The following is a 23,348-nucleotide window of genomic DNA, read 5'->3' as shown; positions in this document are numbered from 1 at the left end:
TTTGCCAGTTCTCTGATAGCGGGCCTCAATAAAGCGCCGTGTGCGGAAAGACGGACGCTCCACTCTGCGGCTGGTTGGCTGGCAGAGCGGAGCGTCTTTGTGTCTGAGTGCCGGAGTTACTGGCCGCGGCGAGCTGGGCCGGAGCGGCTGCTGCCGGGGCGGCTGTTGCTGTTGGGACGGCCACCGGGGCCACGGCCACCGGAGTTGCGTCCGCCAGAGAAGCCGCCGCCACCGTTGCGGCTGCGGAAGCCACTCTTGTTGCCGCCATAGTTGGCGTTGGGCGTCGTCATCGGTGTGACGGGATCGTTGCCCTTCCAGGAGCGGGTTTCAAGCTGCATGAGGTCCTGTCCCTGAGCTGTTGTGTCGAGGGGTGCGTTGCGGACTTCCTTCTCAAGGTTCTTATCGGCTTCGCGCCACTCAAACTTTATCTTCAGTTCGCGCTCGAGCTTGCGGGCGTCGTGACGCTCCTGAGGCATCACGAAGGTGGTGGCTACGCCCTTCTTGCCGGCGCGGCCAGTGCGGCCGATGCGGTGGACGAAGTCGTCCGAGGCATTGGGCAGGTCGTAGTTGACGACGTGTGCGATGTCCTGCACGTCGATGCCGCGAGCGGCTACGTCGGTTGCAACCAGGACGCGGTGACGGCCGGTGGCAAAGCCCTTGAGAGCAGCGGTGCGCTGCGACTGGCTGCGGTCGCCGTGGATGACGTCGGCATCGTGGCCCAGCTTCTCGAGCTTCTTCGAGATGCGGTCAGCACCATGCTTGGTGCGTGAGAAGACGAGGAAGGTTCCCTCCTCCTGGCGCAGCATCTGGTCGAGCAGGCCAAGCTTCTGGTCCTGCATGACGGTGTAGACGCGGAGTTCGACACGGTCGGACGGCTTTGAGGTCTGGCCGATCTCGACGCGGACGGGCTTGTTGACGTAGTCGCGGACGATCTCGCGGATGTTCGCGTCAAGGGTGGCGGAGTAGCACATGGTCTGGCGGGTCTTCGGCAGCGCGCCGACGATGCGGCGGATGGCGGGAAGGAAGCCCATGTCGAGCATGCGATCGACTTCATCAAGCACGAGCATCTCGACGGAGTTGATGTTGATCTCGCGACGGCGGAGGAAGTCTTCGAGGCGGCCAGGGGTCGCGACGACGAGACGGGGGCCGCGGTCGAGCTGATCGAGCTGGTTGTTCTCGGAGAGGCCGCCGCAGACGAGCACAGCGTCGCTCTTCGAGCCGGGGACGAGCTTCCAATAGGCCTCGAGGACCTGCATGGCGAGTTCGCGCGTCGGCAGCAGGATGAGGGAACGGATGGGACCGCGCTTGCCCTTGGTGCTGGGGACGGAGTTTGCGTCCATGCGCTGGATCATCGGGATGAGGAAGCTGAGGGTCTTGCCGGTGCCGGTGGAGGCAGTGGCGAGGATGTCGTTGCCTTCGAGCGCGGGCGGGATGGCCTTGGCCTGCACCGGGGTCGGCATGGTGAAGCCGGCGTTGGTGAGGCGGGTCTTAAGCGAATCCGAGATGTTGAAGTCGGTGAAGCGAACATCCTCAACGAGAGGGAGGCCTGCGGGATTCGCGACGGCTGTGCTGGCTTCCGGGGCGGAGTGCTGGTGTTTCGAAGTGATCTCATTATTCTGTTCTGTTGCGTCTAGAGTTGCGGAGTTCAAAGTTTTTCCTGTCTGGTGGCCCGGATAGAGGGCGTTATAGAGCGGCATAGGGGTGCAGAGATGCCAGCGTGGCATCATGGATTTCAATTAGTCAGCATTGCTGTCGGGAATCGAAGCGCTGCTGCTGCACGGCGAGACTCGTCCATTGACGAGCCTTCCAGCCAGAGCAACCAGCGCGGCTTCCAACGTTCGGGAAGGTATGCGGTGGGAAGAGGCGAATCGCAGTCTCTGGCCAAACTCCGAAGTCCATGAAGAGTCTTTGCCTGCGATGCCCGTACTCCTTTTAGTCAGAGTACAAAATAAGTATACCACAGTGGCAGTGCGGTTGACGATGGAGGTTGTGCCGGACGTAACGGATCAGTTTTGGAGTGCATGATGAGGCTGCTGACAACCCAACTTTCTGGGGACTGCGAATCAGAGATATAGGCGGCACCGGTAAACGAAAGCGCGCTTATCAGGACTTCCTCATAATGCAGTCGGCATGCGAGAAACATTCGGTTACTTCGTAGCGTCTGGCTCCAGCGGGAACAGGAATGTAACCGCGGGACCGAAGCGTTCTCCCCAGTATCTGGGCTGATGCTGCCCACCCGGCTCGACCGTCAACTTTACCTTCGGATGGTTCATCAAGCTCTTCTTCACGTTCTCGGCGAGCGTCCGGCTCATCGCGACGAAGGCAACATCGAAATCAGGAAATCCATGCGCAGCAGCTTCCGCTGGTGGCACCTCCGTCGTACCCACTCCGATGGAGACGCGAGACGGTCCTTGCACGATCGTCGAGGTATCTTGCAGCATTCTGCCATTCCCAACTTGCAGTGAAGTGCTCTCAAGCAAGCCCAGGCCGAACGTATCTGGCTGGTCCAGCAGAAGACTCAACGCGGCGACTGAACCCAGCGATGAACCACCCACACCCCGGTGAGTCCGGTCCGCAATCGTCCTGTAACGCCCATCGATCAGCGGCAGGACTTCTCGCGTCATAAACGCCGACAGCTTTTGCGGTGCGTCTGCCATCGCGCCATACCTAGAGTATTCTTCCTCACGGCGGCCCGGGCCAGCGTTGTCGATTCCGACCACAATCAATGGCATCACAGTTCTGTTCGCGATCAAATCCGTCAGGGCTTCGTCGACGTGCCACTCATCTGGAAACGGCTGAGAGGTGCAGCGGTCAAAAAGGAACTGCCCGTCAAAGAGGTAAAGCACTGGGTACCGCTTCGCGGGAGCCGTAGAGCCGGAATAGCCGCTGGGCAGCCACACCCGCAGAAGACGTTTATCCCCATACACCTTGCTCTCTAACGGAACCACTTCAAGTGTCCCGGTGACAGTGCTCTTACAAGGCGGCGGCGGTGACTGCGCCGTCAACTCGGGTGCGCTCGTTAGAACCAGAACCAGTAGGCTGATGGAAGCTATAAGACGAAAAATCATGGTGCCCTCCCACAAGCTGGACCTAATTAGGCAGGCTGCTCCCGAGAAATATAGAACACAACATAGGATGCCGGGATAAAGACCTCGGTCATGCGACACTCCGATGACGAGAGGAAGGCCCATGCTCCACCGGTTCGCTGGGCCACGCTGATTCGCTCTGTCTTCTCTATGAACCGTCGAACAGAAAGCGATGCTCTGCGCATTCGTAACGAGAAGTCGGCTTCCCATCTGTGATCCCGAACTGACTCGACATTCGGTGAAAACAGGTTTTCGGTAACCTGTTGTCGTGAATCTCAAACTAACCCATGCCGGCCTATGAATTCGTTGAGGTCGCGTCCGCAAATGAACAGGCGGCTCCATGGATGAACAGCTCTTGAAGTAGGTGAAGTCAGACGCTCCTTTATTTGTAATGGGTTGGGCGTGCACAGGATTGGTAGTTTAACTGCTGTGTGCTTAACTGCAAGCTCACCGAAGCAGCGTGTCACTCGTTTTTCGGGGAAAGGCAGAGATGAACTCCTTCTTGCAGGACCTTCGCTTTTCGCTTCGCCAGATCCGCCGGTCGCCGGGATTTATGGTGACCGCTGTACTGACCCTTGCGCTGGGCGTGGGTGCGAATACGGCGATCTTTTCGCTGCTGGACCAGGCGTTGCTGCGCTCGCTACCTGTGCGCGCGCCGGAGCAACTGGTGGTTCTCGAGGGAACTGGAAAGGTTTGGGAGGGTCATTTCAGTAATCACGGAGGAGACGAGGAGGCCTATTTCTCTTATCCGATGTACAACGACTTGCGGGATCAGAATCAGGTGTTCGACGGAATGCTGGCTACGGCTCCGGCAGACATTGGATTCGTCTACAACGGCGACCCGCAACATGGCAGAGCGGAGCTTGTCAGTGGAAACTACTTCACTCTGCTCGGCGTCAGGCCGGCGGTGGGTCGACTCCTGACGCAAAGCGACGATATGAAGCCTGATGCGAATCCTGTTGCAGTCGTTAGCTTTGATCTCTGGAAGAACCGTTTTGGTGCAGACCCTGCAATCGTCGGCGCCACTGCGTTGATCAATGATCATCCTTTTCAGATCGTGGGAGTTTCGGCACCGGGCTTCCGAAGCGCTATCTGGGGCGAGACGCCGGATGTCTTTGTGCCTATGTCGATGCTTGACCAGGTTATGCCAGGCAAAGGGACGCGACTAGCCAATCACAAAGATCGATGGATCAACATTCTTGGCAGGCTCAAGCCAGGAGTATCGCGCACTCACGCCGAAGCTTCGATGAACCCGCTATGGCACTCCCTTCGCGCGGAGGAGTTGAAGGCACTGGGCACACAGTCGCAGCACTTCACCGATGAGTTTCTGACAAACAGTCGCATGAAGTTGTTGCCGGGATCTAGAGGCTTTTCCTACCAACGGGATTACTATCGAAGACCGCTCTTCGCAGTGATGGGAATGGCGTTGTTGGTTCTGTTGATGGCTGCGGCCAATGTTGCAAGTCTGCTTCTAGTCCGCTCGGCGGTGCGCGCCCGGGAGTTTTCTGTGCGGAAGGCTCTCGGCGCTGGATCGCTTCGTATTCTGAGGCAGCTTCTCCTCGAAGGACTTCTGATTGGACTTCCCGGAGGCCTGCTTGGAATGTTGGTCGCCCCCTTTGCCATGCGCGCGCTCATCCATCAACTCGCCGGGGATACTGCATATATTGCCTTTGCCTCGTCGGTAGACACGCGTTTGCTTGGCTTCAATCTCGCCATCGCAGTTACGGCAAGCATCTTCTTCAGTCTTGCTCCCGCGCTTCAACTTCGCCGGTCTGACCTGACCAGCGAGCTGCGGCAACAGAGCGCCACAGGCACAGGAAGCAGGCTCGGCTTTCGGCGCTCGGTAGTGTGTCTCCAGGTTGGCCTCAGCGTTATTCTGCTGGTCGGCGCGGGCCTCTTCGTACGCACCATGCAAAACCTTCGGCATGTCGATGTCGGTTTTACTACCGGGCACCTGGTCACATTCGGTATAAACCCGGTGCTTGCAGGCTATGCCCCATCGTCGGTTGCAGCTTTACATCAGCGTGTCATGGATAAGTTGTCGACATTGCCCGGCGTTCGGTCTGTTGCGGCAACAACTGACGCCGAGCTTGCAGGCGACGATACGATGGCCAACGTTTCGGTCTCTGGATACACAGCGCCACCTGATGATGACTTTCAAGTAGAGAGTTCATTTGTCACTCCATCGTACTTCTCAACGCTGGAGATTCCTGTAATCGAAGGACGATCCTTTACTGAAGAGGATGACCTCGCTCATCCATCGGTGGCGATCGTAAACGAGTCCTTCGCAAAGCACTTCTGCGGCAACACCAAAAGCTGCCTCGGACGACAGATGGCTGGCGGCGGTGGAAATAAGGCAAAGCTGGATACCGAGATCGTCGGAGTCGTTCGGGATGCAAAGCACGAAGGCATTCGCGATGCAGTGGCCCCAACCCGTTTTCGCCCATTGAAACAGAACCCCACTCCTGCAATTCTCTTCCTCTACTTGAGGATGTTCGGCGATCCGGCGCAGGAACTCCCAACAATCCGACGCTCCATTCAGCAGCTCGATCCGAAACTCGCGATCGTATCGCTACGTACGATGGACGCGCAGATCGACGACGATCTCTCCGACGAGAGAATGATCTCTTTGCTGGCAGTATCCTTTGGAGCTCTGGCGACATTACTGGCAGCGGTTGGTTTGTACGGGGTACTGGCGTACTCAACGGCACAGCGCACACGGGAGATCGGCATTCGCATCGCGCTTGGGTCAACGCGGTTGGGAGTATCGCGTCTGGTGCTGGCCGATGTGCTGCGTCTGGCGGGAATTGGGATCGTGTTGGCGATTCCCTGCTCAGTGCTGCTGGCTTGGCTGCTGCGGAGTCAGCTCTACGGCGTGTCATCCGCAGATCCGCTTACGCTGGCCGGTGTGACTTTACTGATTGCCGTAGTCGCGATGATTGCGGCGATTGTGCCTGCGCGACGTGCGTCCTCGGTTGATCCAACGACTGCGCTGCGTGCGGAATAAGTTTCTCTGGCATGCCGGAGATAGAAAACGGCGGCAACGAATACATGGAATCGTTGCCGCCGTTTTTGATTGTGTTGAGACGAGGTTAGATGTGGCAGCTCACCATGCCACGCTTTTCGAGATATCTCTGGTGATACTCTTCCGCCTTCCAAAAATTGGTGGAAGGAACAACCTGGGTTGCGATTGGTTTGCGATAAGAGCCAGCGGCGCTGAGCTCGGCGATCTTGGCTCGGGCCTGGGCGAAGTGCTCGTTGGTGTGGGTAAAGATGACGCTGCGATACTGTGTGCCCCAGTCCGGACCCTGGCGATTCACCTGGGTGGGATCGTGCAGGGCGAAGAAGGCGTCCAACAACGTTTCGTATGAGACGCGGGATGGATCGTAGGTGACTTGAACGACCTCCGCATGGCCGGTGCGGTCGGTACAAACTTCTTTATAGGTTGGGTGTTCGAGGTCGCCGCCTTCGTATCCTACGACCGTGTCGATAACACCTGTGATCTCGCCAAAACGGGCTTCAACTCCCCAAAAACATCCTGCTCCAAATACTGCTTTTTCGATTGCCACTCTGCTGCTCCTTGACTACATCCTTGTTGCACCTATTGGATGCTCCCGGGTTGCGATTGTCATCACCCGAAAGGTTAATAGCGCGAGTATTCTGAGCGTGTCGAGAGAGGTGTGTCAAGCGATCAAATGTCGTAGAAAAACAGGGGTACCAACCAGGTACTTCGTTAGACAAACGTTCTCTGAATGTGGTTACGAAGGGGTGAATGTCGGATGGACAACAGGCTAATTTGGACGACGCGGACGACTTGCGGACTTGCTGCCGGTGGGCTGTCGGCGCGGCTTGGTAAACTTTTTCTTGGCAGGAGATTTAAGCTGCGCAAACTCGGGCGTCTTCTTTTTCGGGACAACCTTCTTGCCCTTCGCCGCGCGGTCGAGTGCCATCACTTCGCCGAGTGTGAGCTCGCGGAACTCGCCTGGCGGGACGTCGAGGCGTAGCGCACCGTAGCCGATGCGGCGGATCTTTTCGACGTGGTGGCCGATCTCTTCAAACATCTTTCTGATCTGGCGATTGCGACCTTCGATGAGAGTAAGCTCATACCAGGGGTTGTCGCCGCCGCGAACGAGTTCGACTTTTGCAGGCGAGGTGATGATGCGGTCGCGACGGCCGCTGCGGACCTCGTCGAGACGACCGCGGTCGATCATGATGCCGCTGCGGATCTGCTGGAGGCCGGACGCAGGTGGCGTGCCACTGATCTTTACGAGGTAAGTCTTCTCTACTCCGGCTGCGGCCTTTGAGAGCGCGTTGGCCAGGTTGCCATCGTTGGTCATCAGGATGAGGCCCTCGCTGAGATAGTCGAGACGGCCTACGGGGTAGAGGCGAACGTTGTCGCCATGGGGGCCGGACTTCTGCTTGGCCATCAACTGCATGACGGTCGGGCGCTTCTCAGGATCGTCGAGCGTGGTGACGTAGCCACGAGGCTTGTTGAGCATATAGTAGCGCTGCTGCTCGGGACCGTGGAGAAGCTTGCCATCTACGCGGATGTGATCTTTGAGTGCGTCGTGGCGGGTGCCAAGAGTGTTGACGATGACACCGTTGACCTGCACCCGGCCTTCAAGGATGATCTCCTCGGCTTTGCGTCGGCTGGCGATTCCCGCCTGCGCGAGGATCTTCTGAAGGCGGTCGCCTTTGGGTTCTTCGTTGGATTTGGAGTTGGCGTCGGGCTTTGCAGCGGAGGGGGACTTCGTCATGATGTTTCCGGCTTTCTGACTGCGGGGCTGCTCATCGCGGTCGGGTACTGCTGATCCGATTGTACCGCGCGGAGTTCGCAGTGGGTCTCGATCGGCCTTCTACTCTGTAGCATAGAGGCGGATGATGTAGGAGATCTGATAGAGGATCGACAAGGCAAGAAGCGTGAGCTGCGTGCGCCGATTTTTGGTGATCATCGCTATGACACAGAGGACGAGGTAGACACCGATTCGGATGGGATACTCGAGGCCGAAGGAGTGCAGGTAGGCTGCGCCTTTCAGGCTGGTGTCGATGATATCGGCGAGGAAGGTGGCAGCGAGAAAGCCGAAGAACCAGCGGCGCCGGGAGAGGAAGTAGTCTTCGTAGCCGGTGTAGTCCGCGAGGTCCGAGGGAAAGAGCAGAGTGCTGAGGAAGTAGAAGAGGATCGCGTAGAGGATGACGAAGAAGTAGATCGCGAAGGTCCACTGCTGCACCATGGCGAGACGAAACTCCCACCACCAGAAGTGAATGATCCAGAGCAGAAGCGATGCCGCCCAGCCGAGATGCAGGAGCGAGGCCCTGGCGCGTTTAGGATGCTGGACAAACTGCGCGAAGCCTTTGAGCAGGGTCGTGATCCCAAGGCCGACGATGATCGAGATGACGACTTTGACGTGCGAGTAGAGCTCGGGATTGGGTTGCGGAACGGCCGCGGTGGTCAGAGCGATCATGAAGTACCCGTGGGCGGGATTTGGATCGTGCGACAGACGAAGCGAGTCAGCGAGGAAGTAGCATCGCGCGAAGTTGGACTGGCAAGAGCAGCAACAGCGTAGCAGAGGCGTTTCGCGTCCAGCACTTTAGGCCGGGTTACTGCTTTGTTCGCTAGAGTTTGTTGGTGTTGATGAAGCGTGTCCTCTGCATGCCTTCGGGCGCTGGCTTGAGGGGAGCGTCGGGGAGGCCTTCGGCATCTCCCTCCGGGGTGGCAACGGTGTCAGGCTCGTTATCTTCCGGGCTGTCGGGAGAGTCGCGCGGATCGGGTTCCGGGTCAAGGTTGAAAGTGGTCATCGGTTTATCAGCCCTCCTCGGAGTGGTGGCGTTGTTCGCTCTGGATCTCGGCGTCGAGGGCGGGAGAGTCTTCGCCGTCGACGGTCTGGTCGGTGTCGTAGTTCGGCGGCAGACCGGAGAGCCGTCCGTCGACGATGGCCTCCTCGCCTGCGGTCTCGCTGTTCTCACCGCCATCATTGTCTCCACTGCTATTGCTGCCTTTGCCGCTGTCGTTGCCTCGTCCGCTGTCGCCATCGGCCTGGGGTTCGGTCTGGTTCTTCTCCCGTTCGAGGTCGCCTGCGGACTCGGGTGCGTGGTGTTCCATGGGAATCTCCTCCTGTTCGGCCAGCTCGCCGGCCATCTTCTCAAACTCTTCGATGCTGGGAAGCTCGTTGATGTCTTTGAGGCCAAAACGGAGGAGGAAGTCGCGGGTGGTCTTGTAGAGGATGGGGCGGCCGATGACCTGTTTGCGGCCGGCGGTGGCAACCAGTTTGCGCGTCATCAGGGAGCCAAGGACGCCTCCGGAGTCCACACCGCGAATCTCAGAGACCTCGGGGGCAGTGACGGGCTGCTTGTAGGCGACGACGGCGAGGGTTTCGAGGGCCTGGAGAGAGAGCTTCAGGGGTGGCTTGAGGGATTTGACGAAGCCGCGGACGGCGTCGTGATACTCGGGCTTGGTGGCGAGGCGGTAGCCGCCGGCGACCTCACGAATCTCAAGGCCGCGCTCGGAGGTGGCGTAGTCGGCGATGAGCTGGTCGAGGATGGTGCGGAAGTATTCGCGGAGGCGGCGCTCCTTCTCCCTGGCTTCGCGGGCAGGCTTTTTGTCGTCCTTGTTCGCGGACGCTGATTCGGCAGAGGGGTTGCTTTCCTGCTCGGTTGCGGCGGATGCTTCGGTGGCCTCGGCTTCTGAGACCGCGTCTGTGGGAAGGTCGGCCTTGGCTGGAGCTTCCTGGTCGGCTACCAGATCGGCGTCCAGATCGTCAGCGGTGCTCATGGCGGCGGCATCGGCTGCGGCGTGCTCGCGAAGGGCGCGGGCATGGGCTGCCTCCTGTGCGGCAGCCTCGTGCAGATGGCGATGGAGCTCTTCAGCGTGACGTGCGTCGAGTTCCTCCCCCTGCGGCTGCGATTCGGCGTCAGGCTCTGCTTGAGCATGAAACTCAACCTGGTTCGCGGCGGCTCCAGTGAGCACCTCGCTGTTGAGATCGTCTTCGTCCAGAGAGCGTGGCTCCAGCGAGGAGTCGGCTGCCTCGTCAAGCGCCAGGGAGTGCTGCGCGGAGTCGAGGTGGTCCAGCTCAGCCTGGGCTTCATGGCCGAGGAGACCGGCCAGCTGGGCCAGCGTTACTGGTTCTTCTGAGGCGTAGATGACGGCTTCGATCTTTGCTTTAAGGCTCATAGTCTCGTTGGTGTACTTCTAAGCATACCAACGCGAAGGCTCCCCTTCCCTACGACTCAGATAAGTCGTTGTAAAAGACCGTGTAGCCGGAGTTGGAGGCGTATCGGGGGGCCGGCTGCGAACGGGTTCGAGCGGCCAGCAAAAAAGAAGACCCGCTGCTTCGCGGGCCTCTCTTCACTGCGTATCCTAAAGAGTTATTTTGTGACCGTGTTGAAGAGCCAGAAGAGGCAGCCCGAGAGCAGCGCCGCAACCGGCAGGGTGAAGACCCAGGCCAGGGCGATGTCGCGCAGGGTGGACATCTGGAGGCCGCTCTTGTTCGCAGCCATGGTACCGGCGACGCCTGAAGAGAGCACATGCGTTGTGCTGACCGGCAGACCGTACTGGTCGGCGGCAAGAATGGTCAGCATGGCAACCAGCTCGGCGGAGAGCCCCTGCGCGTAGGTCAGGTGAGTCTTGCCGATCTTTTCGCCAACGGTGACGACGATGCGCTTCCAGCCGATCATGGTGCCCAGGCCAAGCGCGAGGGCAACCGCGACCTTCACCCACGGCGGAATGAACTTGGTCGAGTTGTCCAGCAGGCCCTTGTAGTTCTTGAAGATCTTTTGATCCGCATCGCTAACCTTGGGGCCGTACTTCGGCATCAGGCGCAGCGTCTCGCTGGTGAGATACATCTGGTTGCGAACGTTGGCCTGCATGTTCGACGGCACAGCGCCGAGCGACTTGTACTGCGTCGCCTCATTGCGGATATCGCCGACCATCTCCTGCAGCGCAAGCATGGTGTGCGGGGAGAACTTGTGGCTACTGACGAAGGCCTCGAGTTCGGGACCGCTGTCGGCCACCGTGGTGTTCGGATCAATATAGTTGCCGATCGCTCCGATTACCTGCTGCGAGACCGCCGCGAAGGTCTGAACCTGGTTGACACCGACGGTGTGATTCAGAGCGTAGGCCGTCGGAACCGTTCCGACCAGGATCAGCATGATGAGACCCATGCCCTTCTGGCCGTCGTTGGAGCCGTGAGCAAAGCTGACGCCGGTGCAGGTGAGCACCAGCAGCGCGCGGATGTAGAACGGCGGAGGAGCAGCTCCCTCCGGTGCTTTGTAGAGCCGCGGATCCTTCAACAGCGCTTTGAGCAGCAGGAAGACCAGAGCCGCGCAGCCGAAGCCGACCAGCGGAGAGATCAGCAGCGCCTTGAAGACCTTGGTGACCTGCTCCCAGTCGACGCCGCTGACACCGCTGGTACCGTGCATCAGCTGGTTGGCGACACCGACCCCGATGATCGAACCGATCATGGTGTGAGAGCTCGACGCAGGCAGACCCTTCCACCAGGTGGCTAGATTCCAGAGGATGGCCGCGATCAGCAGCGCGAAGACCATCGCAAAACCTGAACCTTTGCTCACCTTCAGGATCAGCTCAACCGGCAGCAGGGAGATGATCGCAAAGGCCACGGCGCCGGAGCTGGTGAGCACGCCGATGAAGTTCCACAGGCCCGACCAGACCACCGCAACATGGGGTTCAAGCGCGTGGGTGTAGATGACGGTCGCGACCGCGTTGGCAGTGTCGTGGAAGCCATTCACAAACTCAAACCCGAGCGCGATGAACAACGCCAGACCGAGGAGCAGGTAGGGGAAGATCGAACCCTCGTGAACGGGCAGCAGATCGGAGTAAAGGCGGTTGGCGATGTAGCCGAGACCGCCGATCAGCAGGACGCCGAAGATAATGCCGCCGATCTTGCCGGGGGACGACTTTCCCATCTTCTGGTCGAGTAATGATCCGGTGGGGTGTATTACAGGAGTGGCCATTATGGTTTCGCCTAGGATTCAAGATGAGTGCGTGAGGCTGACGATAGGCCCGCTATGCGAATGGAGTGTTACAAAAAGGTGAAACATGCGTTCTTTTGATCTCCTGAAGATTCGTGGTCAGACCGCGACGTGCAGCCACGGTAAAGGACGATCTCCGATTGTTTGCAAGACCTTGCAGCATGAGCAACGTCTGACGAAGGGTCTACAGGCGCTACGGAATGGCAGGCCATAAGCATTCGGGTTGTAACGGAATCGCTGTAATCAGCACTATTCCCTCCAAACGGCGGTACACCTCCTTTTAGCCGAGGCACCGAGCTACAACTATCGTTCGTCGCCGCATCCAAAGACCGACACTATAATTCAACTTTTCGAGGGTCATTTCTATGAAACGTCCTGCACACTCGCTTCGTGCCTCGGCCGCCCTTCTCGTAGCAGCCACGGTTTTTGTCTGCCCAAAACCGGCAGCCGCGGATACATACACGATCTACGATCTGGGCAACGCCAACGGACGGGGCATCTATGGCATCGATACCGCTGGAGATGTGGTGGTCTCCCAGACCTATGGGTGCGGCCTCGCGAGCTTTACCTGTTACGTGACCTATGTGGACGGCGTAGCGGGAACCCCGAGCTCCTCTCTCCCGGACATGGTCTATGACGATGGCACACCGTGCAGTTCGACCCCGTCGGGCTTTGACGCCTTAAAGAATGTCTGTAACCAGGGCGTGGTTGGACTGGGAACGGTGTACAACCCGAATGGCAGCAGAAACGGGACCTATATCGGATCAGGGAATAATATGCAATTTCTCAGCGGCGGTTCGGCTGACCAGGCGTTTCTCAACTCTGTGGGGGACTTCGCCTGGACTGATGGGCAGGGTGAAGAGATCTTCGAGGCGATTGATACCTCTGCTACAGCGGTTTCACCAATCCCTGAGCCCGGAAGCCTGTTGCTGGTAGGGACTGGTCTGCTATGGTTCACCGCTGCTGTTCGGCGCCGGGCGAATCGCTAAAGTGCGCCCTGCGCGGGCAGCGGTCACTTCGTGACTTGTATACCCCTTCGGTTGGCGCTCCCGTTGGTCGCGAAGGGAGATCATGCCGACCAACGGGAGGACCACGCGAAGCTATAAAAAGGCGTGTGAACGCCCGCCCCACGCGCAGTGAGCCCGTCCGGCAGGACCGTTCTTACCGCCAGTCGTCCCGAGCCTGAGCCTGATCGGTAAAGACCTGGTCGAAGTTTTCCGTCTTCTTGATGAGAATGTCGCCTTGCGCATCCGGCTGATGGAGCAGCACGGCCTGCAGCCGCACGAGTTCTAACATCGCAAGGAACATGCAAATCAGAGCACGCTCGGTGTGGGTGTTATGGAGCAGCCGCTTGAGGCTGATCGGCTTGTCTTCCATCAACAGACGGCGTTTGACATAGTCGATCATCTGCGCGACCGTGACCGACTCTTCGTCAACGTTGAGGATGGGGCGCTCGCGCAGACGGAGGAGGATGTCCTGAAAGACGCGGACCAGATCAACGGTGTCGGCGTCGATCTCGCGGTCTTCGTCGAGCGTGGGAGCACCGGCTTCACCAATATCCTTGCGAAAGTTTCTGAGGCCGGAGTTGGTCCAGGTCGCCTCTTCGATCTGCTGTTTCTGCAAGAGCATCTGGGCGGCAGCTTTAAAGCGCTCGTGTTCGAGGAGCCGCTCGACCAGTTCGCGGCGCGGGTCTTCGGGGTCGCCGCTGAGGACGTCAGAGGGATCGCGCGGGAGCAGTGTCTTCGACTTGATGTGGATCAGCAGCGAGGCCATGTAGATGAACTCGCCTGCGGCGTCGACGTCGACCTGTTTGAGGTGATGGGTGTACTCGAGAAACTGGCTGGTGATGCGCGCGATGGGGATGTCGTAGATGTCGATATTCTGCTTGCGGATCAGGTCGAGGAGAAGATCGAGCGGACCGTCGTAGACCTGGCCGACGGTGACGGAGAAGGGCGACTGTGAGGCCTCCTCTTTTTCCTTGTCCTTCTCCCTGGCGACGCGCTTGGGGTCAGGCGCCGGGGGTGGGACAGGCGGATGCTGGAGCGCGAAGGGTTCGCTGGCCCCTGAAGTCGCCGGTTCCGTCCCGCCGGTAGAAGAAGCTGCCGGGGTGCTGTCCGGGGCGTCGGAGACAACATTCTCCGACACGGCCTCTTCAGCTGCGGCTATCCGCTCGTTGGGCTTTGCCTCTTCTGTCACGAATTGGGGAGGTAGAGTTTCGTCGGGCATGGTCGTTACTCGAGGCCGATAGCCTGCCGGACGTGCTGCAGGGTCTGAATGGCGCGTTGGCGGGCGCGGGCGGAGCCATCCCATAAGATGGCGTCGACCTGGCCGGGGTCGGCTTCGAGGGCGCGCCGACGCTCCTGGATCGGGGCGATCTCGCGGACGATCGCATCTGCAACCCAGCCCTTGCACTCGATGCAGCCGATGCCTGCCGTCGTGCAGCCCTCGCGAACCGCAGCCCGCGTCTCCTCCGTGGAGAAGACCTTGTGCAGATCGAAGACGGGACAGATATCGGGATTACCGGGGTCGGTGCGGCGGATGCGCGCCGGGTCAGTGACCATGGTCTTCAGCTTGGCGCGGAGATCGGCCTCAGGCTCGGAGAGCATGATGGTGTTTCCGTAGCTCTTGGACATCTTGCGGCCATCGAGACCAGGGAGCTTGGGCGACGGGGTCAGCAAAACCTTCGGCTCGGGCAGGATGCCGTCTACGACGGTGTTGGCGGAGAGCTCAGCGGCGAGAATCTCCCGGTCGGAGTGGTCTTCGCGAGCCTTCTCGATGGCGGGGGTTGGCTGCGAGCAGTAAAGCGCATTGAAGCGGCGGGCAACCTCGCGGGTCAACTCCACGTGCGCGACCTGATCCTGTCCTACGGGGACAAAGTCGGGCTGGTAGAGGAGGATATCGGCGGCCTGAAGCAGGGGATAGCCAAGGAAGCCGTAGGTGTTCAGGTCCTTCTCGCGGAGCTGCTCCTGCTGGTCCTTATAGGTAGGGACGCGCTCGAGCCAGGGCAGCGGCGTGAACATGCTGAAGAGCGTGAACAGCTCAGCGTGCTGGGGAACATGGGACTGGATGAAGATGGTGCTCTGCTCCGGGTCAAGACCGGCGGACAGGAAGTCCAGGGCCACGTCGCGGATGCTCTGACGGAGGGTAGTCGGGTCGGCGTAGTCGGTGGTGAGAGCGTGGAGGTCCGCGATGAAGAAGTAGCAGTCGTACTGGCGCTGGAGCTGGACCCAGTTGTAGAGCGCGCCCATGTAGTTGCCCAGGTGGAGACGGCCGGTGGGCCGCATGCCGCTAAGGACGCGGGGACGTGAAGATGGCTGTAAAGATGTCTGTGAAGATTTCAAGGAGTCGTTGTTTTTTTCAGTCATTGCGATCAAGTGCTAAGGGTAAATGATTCGGGCCGACAATGGCGCCAGCGCCCCGCGTAGGGAGGACCTTCCGGCAAAAGAAGGCAGAAAAAAGGGACGACCTACTTCGGTAAAAAGCAGCAGCGAAAAATAGTTGAGATTCGTGGCGTATTTTTTCAGCGTCGGAAGACGACGGTCAAGCCACCACGTCTACCACGCACTCCACCACGATCTCACCACAAAAAAACCACGTCGAAACACCCGCTTTTTCCAAAACACCCCTCAAAAACTCCAGAAAATCAACGGAAAACCCGTCCGGTGCGGCTCCACTTTTTTTCCGCAAACATCCGCTCTACAAGGTGAACAGAATGTGGTTGAAGGTGTTCAAAAGCGGAGTAAAGAAGACGCCGAAGATGAAGCTTCCACCCACCAGAAACAGAAGGATCATGCCGAACATGGCGAAGCGGTCATAGACCTGAAGGACCCTGTAAGGCAGAAAGTGCCGTAGAACGTGGCTTCCGTCGAGCGGCGGGATCGGGATGAGGTTGAAGACGAAGAGCAGCAGATTGATCAGGATGACAAAGTAGAGAAAGAGCGCGATGGGAAAGAGCGCCGGAAGATTGTCGGTAGCGATGCCGGGGATGTGCGAAGCCAGCGCCATCGCGGTGCCGATCGCGAGAACTCCGCCAGGGACAAGGTGTTTGATGAGCACAAGAAGAAGGAGCGCGACGGTAGCCGAAAGCAGGTTGCTGACAGGGCCTGCGAGGGTGACGAGGATGTCGTCGCGTCGGTAGTTCTTGAAGTTGCGCGCGGTCACCGGAGTCGGCTTGGCCCAGCCGATGAGCGGCCAGTGATAGACCAGGGCCAGCAGCGGCATGAGGACAGAGCCGAAGGGGTCAAGATGCTTGAGGGGGTTGAGCGTGACGCGTCCGAGCATCTTGGCGGTGGGATCGCCGAGACGCCAGGCGGTCCAGGCGTGGGCCGACTCGTGGATGCTGAACGCCAGGACCAGAACGACGACCTGAAAGACGATGAGGACAACTTCCTGATTCATACAGGCTCGAGTTTACTGAAGTTCGCGTGAGGAGACCGTAAAGATGCTGTGCCGCATTCAAGCCGTCCTCTCTCGCAAAAATCTGCGAGAGAGGACTAAGGTGCTTTGCAGGCGGCAAATCTGCAGGCAGCCTCTAGGACTAAAGCGTTTCGGCGGCGAGTTGGGTAGCCTGCTTGCGGGTCTTTGCCTTGGCAGGGATGCCGACCGAGACGGTCTCCTGTGGCACGGGTTTGGTGGCGAGCGCCATGGCTCCGAGCATGCCGTCTTCGCCGATGTTGGCTCCGGCGAGGACGGTGGCGTGATAGGTGACACGGGCGCGGGGGCCGAGTTCGGTCACCTTATTGGTGATGTTCGATTGATTGTTGATGTCGTGGGTGTGCGAGTAGACGTTGGCGTAGTCGGAGACGCTGGTGCCCTCATGCAGGATGATCTCGCCGCGGTCGTCGAGCAGGACGTTCTTGTGGATGGTGCAGGAGTCCTCGATGGTGAGGTTGTAGCCGTAGGTGAACTCGACGTTGTGAAAGATTTTGACGTGCTTGCCGAGGTGCCGGAAGATATGGCGGCCAAGCATGCAGCGGAAGCGGAAGCCCAGCCAGTGGTTGAGGCCAAGGGGGGAACGATCGAACATCTGCCAGAACCAGATGAGCGGCTTGCGGATGGCGTACTGCTCGGCGTCGATGTCGCCGTAGTACTCGGGTTCGAGCGTAATGTTGCGGGGGTCGAAGCTCTCGGAGAGGCAGTACATGGCGAGTTCGCTGTTGAGGACCGCCTTGATGTGCCCGCCGTGGGGCCGGCCGAAGTAGATCTGGTAGAGCTCGTCGCGGACGACCTCGGAGCGGCGGTCGGGCGATTGCTGCCGGGTGAACTCGTCGTTAAGCTTGGCGAGCCAGCGACGATAGAGGGCCTCAGCTTCGGGAGTGGGTTTGAGTTCGCGGTACGTATGGATTGGCATGGTTCCCTCGCTGTCTTTCGTCCGATGCCGGACTGGCGAATCTTTGGTTCGCCTATTCTATGGCGAAGACGGCATAGACGGTTGCTGTTTTTTCGATCTGACGTGGGTTGATGGCCAGGGGCGCTACGTCGGTCTTGGCCATGGGAGCAGCAGCCATGGCTCGCATGAGGGGACGCGGTGGCTCCGCCTGGGTTTCATTGCTGGCGTAGAGGAGTGTGCCAAGTTTTGCGTTCAGGCCCTTCGCCATCTCTTCAGCGACGATACGCGCGCGCTGGAGCGCTTTGGTGGCAGCTTCGGACTGCGGGGCGTTCTCGTCCTTGAGGCTCCAGTCGATCTGTCCGGATTGGTTGGCCCCGGCTTTCACCGCGAGGTCGAGGACTTTGGCGGCATCATTTGCGCTGGTCCGGACGGTCCAGCTCTGCGTGACCTGGAACTTGCGCTGGGCCTTCTCGGCTGGTGTGAGCTTGTCGATCTGGTACTCCTGCACCGGGGAGACGTTTTGATTTTCGCTCTCGATGGAGTCGTTGGGGACGCCGGCGGAGGTGAGCGCCTTGACGATGGCGTTGGAGGTGCGGGAGCCGACGGCGTAGGCTGAGTCGCTGTCCGGGCCGTAGGCGATGAAGCCGATGTGGAGCGTCGCGACGTCGGCGAGAACGAGAACCTTGTCGGTGGCTGTAATTGCGATAGTGCGGTTGTCTTTGCTGACCTGAATGGTTTGAGCGTGGACTGTCATGGCGAAAAAGGTAGCACAGAGGGCAAACGGAGCGAGGCGGGGGATGGTCATTGATCTTCTCCTGTGGAGTTGAGCAGGTCGGCCAGGGTTGGCTTGTGTTTGGGACTGGCGGCCAGCTTTTGTTTGGGGTCGGGAAGGACACGCTCTGGGGGCGGAGTGCCGACGCGCTCGCGGGCGTTGGCTTTGACGGCCTTGATCTTGGAGAAGACCTGCTTTTTGGGCTTGCTCATCCGTCTTCCTTCCTCGAGTTTGGTTCCGGGCTCGGAAGCCCCTCGTGATTATGCATGACTCTTGCTTGTCAGGGGGCATCTAAGGCAGGATTGCAGAAGAGATTCGACCTCAGGTTGGGGTCGAGGATCGGATGAGGTGCTGGATGGAAGAGCGGGACTTTTTTGATGAGCGGGCGGAGCAGCGGACGCATGTGATGACCTGCCCCCACTGCGGGCAACAGGGGGAGTACCAGATCGAATGGGTGGTGCGAAGGAAGAAGGCGCAGCTTCCGCGGGGTGCCGACGATCGCGACCGGGCTCGTTTTGCCAAGGCTCAGAGTTATATGGTTCGCCGCGATGATCCGATGGGATGCAAAAATATCCGGTGCCGTAAGCGGTTCGATGTGGTGGGGATTCAGTCAGTCGCATTTATTTAGTCGATCGCGGGACGGCTGGATGCTGATTTGGGCCCTCCGGCAAAGAGTTTTTACACCGGCTCGGTCGATCCGGGCAGGCTGTGATTTAATACAAACTTAGGCCGATGCTTCGGAGACTTTGCCCGGCTCGGGCTGTGATAAACAGGAAAGACCAGGGAGACCAAGAACGCGATGGCGAATGCACTGCTTCCAATCGAAGAACGCAACTTGACGCCGGATGAGGTGGAACGACTGGATAAACGCCGACGTCGCGGCCAACTCTTCCTGGTGCTCAGCTTTCAGAGCCTGATCGTGGCTACGCTGCTGACGTTGTGGAGCGGACAGGACCTGACTTTGTCGCCGGGCTGGGCGCATCCGGTCGTTTATTGGAACGCGATCACCTTCACGGCTGCGCTGGTCTTCGCCATCGTAGGGGTTCGATTGAAGCGCGGTAGCAACGAGTTTCTCAGCTACTGAAGTGACAGAACGCCCTACCCTTGAGGGTCTACATGACTTAGGAGTTGGGCGTTTATAAATGCTGTTGCCAATCGTCGTGATGCTGATATTCTTCGCGTTAGGGTCAGGCGACGCTGATGCCAGAGATGCAACAGCGTTTTCTGCTTAGAGGAATCCCGGTTGCTGAGCGATTCTGTGGCAGCACATCCGTATTGCGCCAAAAGATGAAATCACAAAAGTAGCCCCACGATCGGGTGCGGCTTGAGCATAGCCGTCTGATCCACTGATTCTGCAGAGATTCCGGCTTTATTTAGCTTCGCTTTTTGAGCCATTTGCATCTAAAGTTTGTAGATATTGGCAGTTGGCATCCGGGTACGTTTTCTTGATGATTAACGATGGAAATACCGCGATTCTGGAGCTGGAAGAGCAGGCGTTTCAGGTTCCGGCCAGACTGCGAGACAAGTTTGGCAGGTGCATTACCGACCTGCGTGTCTCGGTGACTGACCGCTGCAACTACAAGTGCGTCTATTGCCGGACTGGTAATGAAGGAGCCCAATTCGCCGAACTTCCGATTGAAGACTATCTGAGGATGGTGCGGGTCTTCGTCTCACTGGGAGTGGAGAAGGTGAGGCTGACCGGAGGGGAACCTCTACTGCGGTCGGGCCTGATCGAGATGGTTCGCGAGCTGTCCGAGATGCGGACGGCATTTCTACCCGATGGAAGCCCGGCAGGCAATCAGGGTGATCCGTTGGATATCGCCCTTACCACGAACGGTCATCTGCTGAAGGGACTTGCTCAGCCGCTGAAGGATGCAGGGCTGAATCGTGTCACGGTCAGCATGGATGCGGTGGATGCGGAGACGTTCGGTGCGATCACACGCGTTCCGCAGAGCTATGAAAGGGTGCTGGCGGGAGTTCGTGAGGCTCAATCGGTGGGGCTGGGACCGGTGAAGGTGAACTGCGTGCTGCTGCGCGGGTTCAACGATGGACAGATTGAGCAGTTCGCGGAGTTCTCGCGGCGTGAGGGAGTGATCGTTCGGTTCATCGAATGGATGCCTCTGGAAGAAGACCGAAGCTGGAAGAGGGAGTCTGTCGTCTCATTGGACGAGATCGTGGAGCGGCTGAATGCGTACCGCCCCCTGGTGGAGATGGCTCCGCACGCAGCCAGCGAAACAGCGAAGCGGTTCACCTTTGATGATGGGCTGGGAGAGATCGGGATTATTGCGCCGGTGTCGCGTCCATTCTGCGGGCACTGTAGCCGAGTGAGGCTGACCTCGGATGGGAAGATACGGACTTGTCTGTTTTCGCAGAGCGACCACGACCTCTATGGCGAGATGGTGCGAGGCGGAACGGATGAGGAGCTGGCTGCGTATATTCGCAGGATCGTGATGCGGAAGGAAGCGCGCCATCACATTGGCGAACCGGGTTTTGAAAAGCCATCGCGAAGTATGGTTCATATCGGTGGGTGAGCAACGCAGTCACTATGTCGTCTCTGCCGTGGACTGTTGAATTATGGCGAGAGCTATGAGAGGCTGATATGTGATATGTGCAAAAAAATGCACATATGCATGAGGACAGCGATTGAAGGATCGACGGCAGTTTGAAGTGATCGAAAGTCGTCAAATGGACCACCTTCGAGTGTTCCACGACGTGGCACGTGCGCTGACTTCGAGTCTCGAACTGGAAGAGATTCTGGGGGCCATCATGAACAAGATGGCGCAGTTCTTCGGACCCGAGCGGTGGTCGCTATTGATGGTGGATGATAAATCGGGCGAGCTGTACTATGCGATCGCGGTGGGAGAGAATGCGGAGACTTTGAAGGGGCTGCGGGTCCCGATGGGGGAAGGAGTTGCCGGATGGGTAGCGGCGACGGGGAACCCATTGGTGGTTCCGGACGTGGCGCTTGATCCGCACTGGTCTGCATTTGCGAATAAGCATCCTGATCTGAAGATCCAATCGATTGCCTGCGTGCCGGTACGATCGGGCGATAAAACACTGGGCGTGATTCAGTTACTGAACAGCAAGCTCGACCTGCTATCTGAACATTCGATCTCGTTTCTGCGGATTCTTTGCGACTACGCTGCAATCGCGATTCAGAACGCACGGTCGATGACACTGATTCAAGAATTGACCATTACGGACGACGTGACGGGACTTTTTAATGCTCGGCACCTATACACCATGCTGGAGGAAGAGGTGAGGCGCGGGCAGGTCTTCAGTTTGATGTTCGTCGATTTGGATCACTTCAAGTCGGTTAATGATACCCACGGCCATCTGATTGGGAGTCGGCTATTGGCGGAGGTCGGCGGGTTGATGAGACGCAGCCTGGGGCCGAACAATGCGGCTTTTCGTTATGGGGGGGATGAGTTTGTCGCACTCCTGCCGGGGATAGGGAAAGCTGCGGCGAGCGGGACCACGATGGCGCTGTGCGAGGACTTGCGGTCGGCGCGCTTTCTGGAGGGTGCAGGGCTTGCGCTCGGCCTCTCGGGAAGCTTTGGGCTGGCGAGCTTTCCCGAGGACGGGAATACGGTTCAGACGATTCTGCGGGCCGCCGATACGATGATGTATGAGGCCAAGTTGACGCGGGACAACGTCGCGGTGGCGGGTAAGGGTACGATCGGACGCGCAGGGTCGGCCAATCTCAGCGGTTCGCGCAGAGAAGTCTCGGGAATGTTTCTTGAGCGCGACTCCATTCCCCGTCAATAGGCAGCTTCTCTACTGAATTTACTGACAGTTTCTAGTTTTGGCTGGGGCCGCGGTGTTCTAGCGTGACTCCCCGACGGGGTTCGGGCTTTTGGACATCGCGGTTTTCAGGGGAGACAGGGTGGACGCCAAAGTCCCAGACGCCGAGGTTGACGGCCTTGTCGGAGAGAACCTCCATGAGGGCGAACTCGCCGAAGTCGAGGGGTTCCTTTGGACTTATTTTTAGCCAGTGCCCCCCCGGCAGCAGCTCGGTGGTAGTTTCGACGACGTCTTCCTGGCGTTGGACCCCGCCGAGGAGGCCGATGCGGAAGCTGGCGATGACCCGGGCCCCCCGGCGGACGTCGGCGCGGACGATGACGTAGCGGCTGGTGGCGGAGCCGCCGGTGGGGTCGTTTCCGGCTCGGGTGGTGGCGCCGTGGGTGTCGACGGTCAGGGGCGTGCCGGCGGTTGCGCCTACGCTCTCGTCACCGATGCGGAGGTAAAGGACGGGGTCTTTGACGTGGAGTTGGATGGGCGAGGATTCGCCTTTGATCTCGACGATCTGGTGGGAGGCCGAGAGGGGGTTGACGGCGGCTTTGAGGAGATTGTGGCCGGTGTTTCGATTAAGGTCGCTGTCGGTCTGGGCGAGGGGGACCAGTTCGGGGGTGCCGTGGTAGGTGTCTAGGGCGAGAGTGCTGTCCTGTTCGGGGAGGCGGAGGTCCTTGGCGACCTCGGGGGTGAGAGCGGCGCGGTCGGCTTCTTCTTTTAGCAGTTCGGGGTCGATGGCGGGGGGCTGGGGGTTGTCGGGGTTGGCGACGGGCTGGGAGTGCTGACGGTCCCAGCGTTTGGTGGCGTCAAGGTCTACAAGGGAGAGGGGGATCTCCTCTTCGGCTCCGCCGCGTTCGGCGCTGATGTAGTGAACTACGTTGCCGGCGATTCGGTAGCTCATGATGACCTGGTAGCTGCCGTCCTTGAGGATGAGGCGAGTGCGGTGCGGAGCCCCATCATCAGGCTGCAGCGCTGTGGTGTGTTGCAGCACAGCGTGGACATATTGTGGCGCGCTGATGGTGGCAGCAAGGAGAACTGCGGCGAGTTTTGCGGAGCGGCGTGGATGTTCCATCAGGTGATTCCACAGTTTAGACGCAGGTTCGAGTTTGGCAGAGTAGAGCTACCCCCTCCCCCCTGAGGTTGGGGGTATTTTGCAGCGATGTCTATTCTTTTGTTTGGCTTGCGGGAGGCCGGCGTCCGCAAAATATTCCATCGAAAGGACTTGCTTGCAAAATATTCAAAAGAAAAGAGTTGTACGGCTTGGATAAAGAAGCCCCGGAGTTCTTCCCCGAGGCATGTCTTTTGTGTTCCTTTACTACCTTACTTTCCATTATAGCGGCCGGAACAGGGTGAATGCGCCAAGCGAATCTGCCCGTCTGGAGCG

At 59.0% G+C, this 23,348-nt stretch carries 21 protein-coding genes; 6 read left to right on the top strand and 15 right to left on the bottom strand.

Annotation, left to right across the window (positions count from 1 at the left end; translation table 11 throughout):
* Positions 1-116: 116 nt before the first annotated feature.
* Together HDF08_RS01100 and HDF08_RS01095 are read right to left on the bottom strand one after the other, a co-directional pair.
* On the bottom strand, positions 117-1,727 hold the full coding sequence (locus tag HDF08_RS01100; RefSeq protein WP_257030821.1) for a DEAD/DEAH box helicase: 1,611 nt from the start codon (positions 1,725-1,727) through the stop codon (positions 117-119).
* A 420-nt stretch (positions 1,728-2,147) separates the two neighbouring features.
* Positions 2,148-3,068: an alpha/beta hydrolase gene (locus HDF08_RS01095; RefSeq protein ID WP_179636608.1), complete on the bottom strand. Its 921-nt coding sequence runs from the start codon at positions 3,066-3,068 to the stop codon at positions 2,148-2,150.
* A gap of 508 nt (positions 3,069-3,576) precedes the next feature.
* Here HDF08_RS01095 and HDF08_RS01090 point away from each other — a divergent pair.
* Positions 3,577-6,093 carry an ABC transporter permease gene (locus HDF08_RS01090; protein ID WP_179636607.1) on the top strand — a complete coding sequence of 839 codons (2,517 nt, stop codon included), beginning with the start codon at positions 3,577-3,579 and terminating at the stop codon, positions 6,091-6,093.
* A gap of 85 nt (positions 6,094-6,178) precedes the next feature.
* On the opposite strand, the gene msrA is transcribed toward HDF08_RS01090, so the two are convergent.
* The 6 genes from msrA to HDF08_RS01060 all read right to left on the bottom strand — a co-directional run bounded on the left by msrA (position 6,179) and on the right by HDF08_RS01060 (position 12,053).
* Complete coding sequence (gene msrA, locus HDF08_RS01085) at positions 6,179-6,655, bottom strand: peptide-methionine (S)-S-oxide reductase MsrA (RefSeq protein ID WP_179636606.1); 477 nt, start codon at positions 6,653-6,655, stop codon at positions 6,179-6,181.
* Positions 6,656-6,877: 222 nt separating this feature from the next.
* Entirely contained in the window at positions 6,878-7,843 is a 966-nt protein-coding gene (locus HDF08_RS01080) for a pseudouridine synthase (protein ID WP_218884468.1), read from the bottom strand.
* Positions 7,844-7,942: 99 nt separating this feature from the next.
* Positions 7,943-8,548: a hypothetical protein gene (locus HDF08_RS01075; RefSeq protein WP_179636605.1), complete on the bottom strand. Its 606-nt coding sequence runs from the start codon at positions 8,546-8,548 to the stop codon at positions 7,943-7,945.
* 151 nt (positions 8,549-8,699) lie between these two features.
* Positions 8,700-8,882: a hypothetical protein gene (locus HDF08_RS01070; protein ID WP_179636604.1), complete on the bottom strand. Its 183-nt coding sequence runs from the start codon at positions 8,880-8,882 to the stop codon at positions 8,700-8,702.
* Positions 8,883-8,889: 7 nt separating this feature from the next.
* Positions 8,890-10,254 carry an SMC-Scp complex subunit ScpB gene (gene scpB / locus HDF08_RS01065; RefSeq protein WP_179636603.1) on the bottom strand — a complete coding sequence of 455 codons (1,365 nt, stop codon included), beginning with the start codon at positions 10,252-10,254 and terminating at the stop codon, positions 8,890-8,892.
* A 194-nt stretch (positions 10,255-10,448) separates the two neighbouring features.
* Complete coding sequence (locus HDF08_RS01060; protein ID WP_179636602.1) at positions 10,449-12,053, bottom strand: inorganic phosphate transporter; 1,605 nt, start codon at positions 12,051-12,053, stop codon at positions 10,449-10,451.
* 383 nt (positions 12,054-12,436) lie between these two features.
* On the opposite strand from HDF08_RS01060, the gene HDF08_RS01055 reads away from it, so the two are divergent.
* Positions 12,437-13,060: a PEP-CTERM sorting domain-containing protein gene (locus HDF08_RS01055; protein WP_179636601.1), complete on the top strand. Its 624-nt coding sequence runs from the start codon at positions 12,437-12,439 to the stop codon at positions 13,058-13,060.
* Between the two features lie 172 nt (positions 13,061-13,232).
* Here HDF08_RS01055 and HDF08_RS01050 read toward each other — a convergent pair whose 3' ends face one another.
* From HDF08_RS01050 to HDF08_RS01025, 6 genes are all read right to left on the bottom strand, one after another.
* Positions 13,233-14,297 (bottom strand): segregation and condensation protein A, encoded by a 1,065-nt coding sequence (locus HDF08_RS01050; protein WP_179636600.1) that lies wholly within the window; start codon positions 14,295-14,297, stop codon positions 13,233-13,235.
* A 5-nt stretch (positions 14,298-14,302) separates the two neighbouring features.
* Positions 14,303-15,355, bottom strand: coding sequence for a tryptophan--tRNA ligase (gene trpS / locus HDF08_RS01045; RefSeq protein ID WP_373563163.1), 1,053 nt, complete (start codon positions 15,353-15,355; stop codon positions 14,303-14,305).
* A gap of 412 nt (positions 15,356-15,767) precedes the next feature.
* A complete protein-coding gene (locus tag HDF08_RS01040; protein ID WP_179636598.1) occupies positions 15,768-16,469 on the bottom strand; it encodes a site-2 protease family protein in 702 nt (233 codons plus the stop codon).
* A gap of 139 nt (positions 16,470-16,608) precedes the next feature.
* Positions 16,609-17,421 (bottom strand): acyltransferase, encoded by an 813-nt coding sequence (locus HDF08_RS01035; RefSeq protein ID WP_179636597.1) that lies wholly within the window; start codon positions 17,419-17,421, stop codon positions 16,609-16,611.
* 52 nt (positions 17,422-17,473) lie between these two features.
* On the bottom strand, positions 17,474-18,205 hold the full coding sequence (locus HDF08_RS01030; protein ID WP_257030819.1) for an SIMPL domain-containing protein: 732 nt from the start codon (positions 18,203-18,205) through the stop codon (positions 17,474-17,476).
* Positions 18,202-18,384: a hypothetical protein gene (locus tag HDF08_RS01025; protein ID WP_179636596.1), complete on the bottom strand. Its 183-nt coding sequence runs from the start codon at positions 18,382-18,384 to the stop codon at positions 18,202-18,204. The genes HDF08_RS01030 and HDF08_RS01025 overlap by 4 nt, the downstream gene beginning before the upstream one ends.
* A gap of 143 nt (positions 18,385-18,527) precedes the next feature.
* On the opposite strand from HDF08_RS01025, the gene HDF08_RS01020 reads away from it, so the two are divergent.
* The 4 genes from HDF08_RS01020 to HDF08_RS01005 all read left to right on the top strand — a co-directional run bounded on the left by HDF08_RS01020 (position 18,528) and on the right by HDF08_RS01005 (position 21,940).
* Entirely contained in the window at positions 18,528-18,800 is a 273-nt protein-coding gene (locus HDF08_RS01020; protein WP_158945784.1) for a hypothetical protein, read from the top strand.
* Positions 18,801-18,971: 171 nt separating this feature from the next.
* Positions 18,972-19,256: a hypothetical protein gene (locus HDF08_RS01015; protein WP_179636595.1), complete on the top strand. Its 285-nt coding sequence runs from the start codon at positions 18,972-18,974 to the stop codon at positions 19,254-19,256.
* 364 nt (positions 19,257-19,620) lie between these two features.
* Entirely contained in the window at positions 19,621-20,703 is a 1,083-nt protein-coding gene (gene moaA / locus HDF08_RS01010) for a GTP 3',8-cyclase MoaA (RefSeq protein WP_179636594.1), read from the top strand.
* A 154-nt stretch (positions 20,704-20,857) separates the two neighbouring features.
* The gene (locus HDF08_RS01005) at positions 20,858-21,940 is read left to right on the top strand and encodes a GGDEF domain-containing protein (RefSeq protein WP_179636593.1); all 1,083 of its coding nucleotides are present in this window, start codon (positions 20,858-20,860) and stop codon (positions 21,938-21,940) included.
* 31 nt (positions 21,941-21,971) lie between these two features.
* Here HDF08_RS01005 and HDF08_RS01000 read toward each other — a convergent pair whose 3' ends face one another.
* Entirely contained in the window at positions 21,972-23,036 is a 1,065-nt protein-coding gene (locus HDF08_RS01000; RefSeq protein ID WP_257030818.1) for a hypothetical protein, read from the bottom strand.
* Positions 23,037-23,348 lie beyond the last annotated feature (312 nt).

The sequence above is a fragment of the Tunturiibacter empetritectus genome (assembly GCF_013410875.1).
Taxonomy (GTDB): Bacteria; Acidobacteriota; Terriglobia; order Terriglobales; family Acidobacteriaceae; genus Edaphobacter; species Edaphobacter empetritectus.
This window is presented reverse-complemented; position numbering and strand designations above follow the sequence as displayed.

Excerpts from the sequence above, each read along its gene's own strand:
- HDF08_RS01030 (WP_257030819.1), bottom strand. The coding sequence starts at position 18,205 with ATGACCATCCCCCGCCTCGCTCCGTTTGCCCTCTGTGCTACCTTTTTC.
- HDF08_RS01100 (WP_257030821.1), bottom strand. The coding sequence starts at position 1,727 with ATGATGCCACGCTGGCATCTCTGCACCCCTATGCCGCTCTATAACGCC.
- HDF08_RS01015 (WP_179636595.1), top strand. The coding sequence starts at position 18,972 with ATGGCGAATGCACTGCTTCCAATCGAAGAACGCAACTTGACGCCGGAT.
- HDF08_RS01060 (WP_179636602.1), bottom strand. The coding sequence starts at position 12,053 with ATGGCCACTCCTGTAATACACCCCACCGGATCATTACTCGACCAGAAG.
- trpS (WP_373563163.1), bottom strand. The coding sequence starts at position 15,355 with ATGCGGCCCACCGGCCGTCTCCACCTGGGCAACTACATGGGCGCGCTC.
- HDF08_RS01075 (WP_179636605.1), bottom strand. The coding sequence starts at position 8,548 with ATGATCGCTCTGACCACCGCGGCCGTTCCGCAACCCAATCCCGAGCTC.
- moaA (WP_179636594.1), top strand. The coding sequence starts at position 19,621 with ATGATTAACGATGGAAATACCGCGATTCTGGAGCTGGAAGAGCAGGCG.
- HDF08_RS01025 (WP_179636596.1), bottom strand. The coding sequence starts at position 18,384 with ATGAGCAAGCCCAAAAAGCAGGTCTTCTCCAAGATCAAGGCCGTCAAA.
- HDF08_RS01020 (WP_158945784.1), top strand. The coding sequence starts at position 18,528 with ATGGAAGAGCGGGACTTTTTTGATGAGCGGGCGGAGCAGCGGACGCAT.
- HDF08_RS01070 (WP_179636604.1), bottom strand. The coding sequence starts at position 8,882 with ATGACCACTTTCAACCTTGACCCGGAACCCGATCCGCGCGACTCTCCC.
- HDF08_RS01035 (WP_179636597.1), bottom strand. The coding sequence starts at position 17,421 with ATGCCAATCCATACGTACCGCGAACTCAAACCCACTCCCGAAGCTGAG.
- HDF08_RS01080 (WP_218884468.1), bottom strand. The coding sequence starts at position 7,843 with ATGACGAAGTCCCCCTCCGCTGCAAAGCCCGACGCCAACTCCAAATCC.
- HDF08_RS01005 (WP_179636593.1), top strand. The coding sequence starts at position 20,858 with ATGGACCACCTTCGAGTGTTCCACGACGTGGCACGTGCGCTGACTTCG.
- HDF08_RS01040 (WP_179636598.1), bottom strand. The coding sequence starts at position 16,469 with ATGAATCAGGAAGTTGTCCTCATCGTCTTTCAGGTCGTCGTTCTGGTC.
- scpB (WP_179636603.1), bottom strand. The coding sequence starts at position 10,254 with ATGAGCCTTAAAGCAAAGATCGAAGCCGTCATCTACGCCTCAGAAGAA.
- HDF08_RS01055 (WP_179636601.1), top strand. The coding sequence starts at position 12,437 with ATGAAACGTCCTGCACACTCGCTTCGTGCCTCGGCCGCCCTTCTCGTA.
- HDF08_RS01000 (WP_257030818.1), bottom strand. The coding sequence starts at position 23,036 with ATGGAACATCCACGCCGCTCCGCAAAACTCGCCGCAGTTCTCCTTGCT.
- HDF08_RS01095 (WP_179636608.1), bottom strand. The coding sequence starts at position 3,068 with ATGATTTTTCGTCTTATAGCTTCCATCAGCCTACTGGTTCTGGTTCTA.
- HDF08_RS01090 (WP_179636607.1), top strand. The coding sequence starts at position 3,577 with ATGAACTCCTTCTTGCAGGACCTTCGCTTTTCGCTTCGCCAGATCCGC.
- HDF08_RS01050 (WP_179636600.1), bottom strand. The coding sequence starts at position 14,297 with ATGCCCGACGAAACTCTACCTCCCCAATTCGTGACAGAAGAGGCAAAG.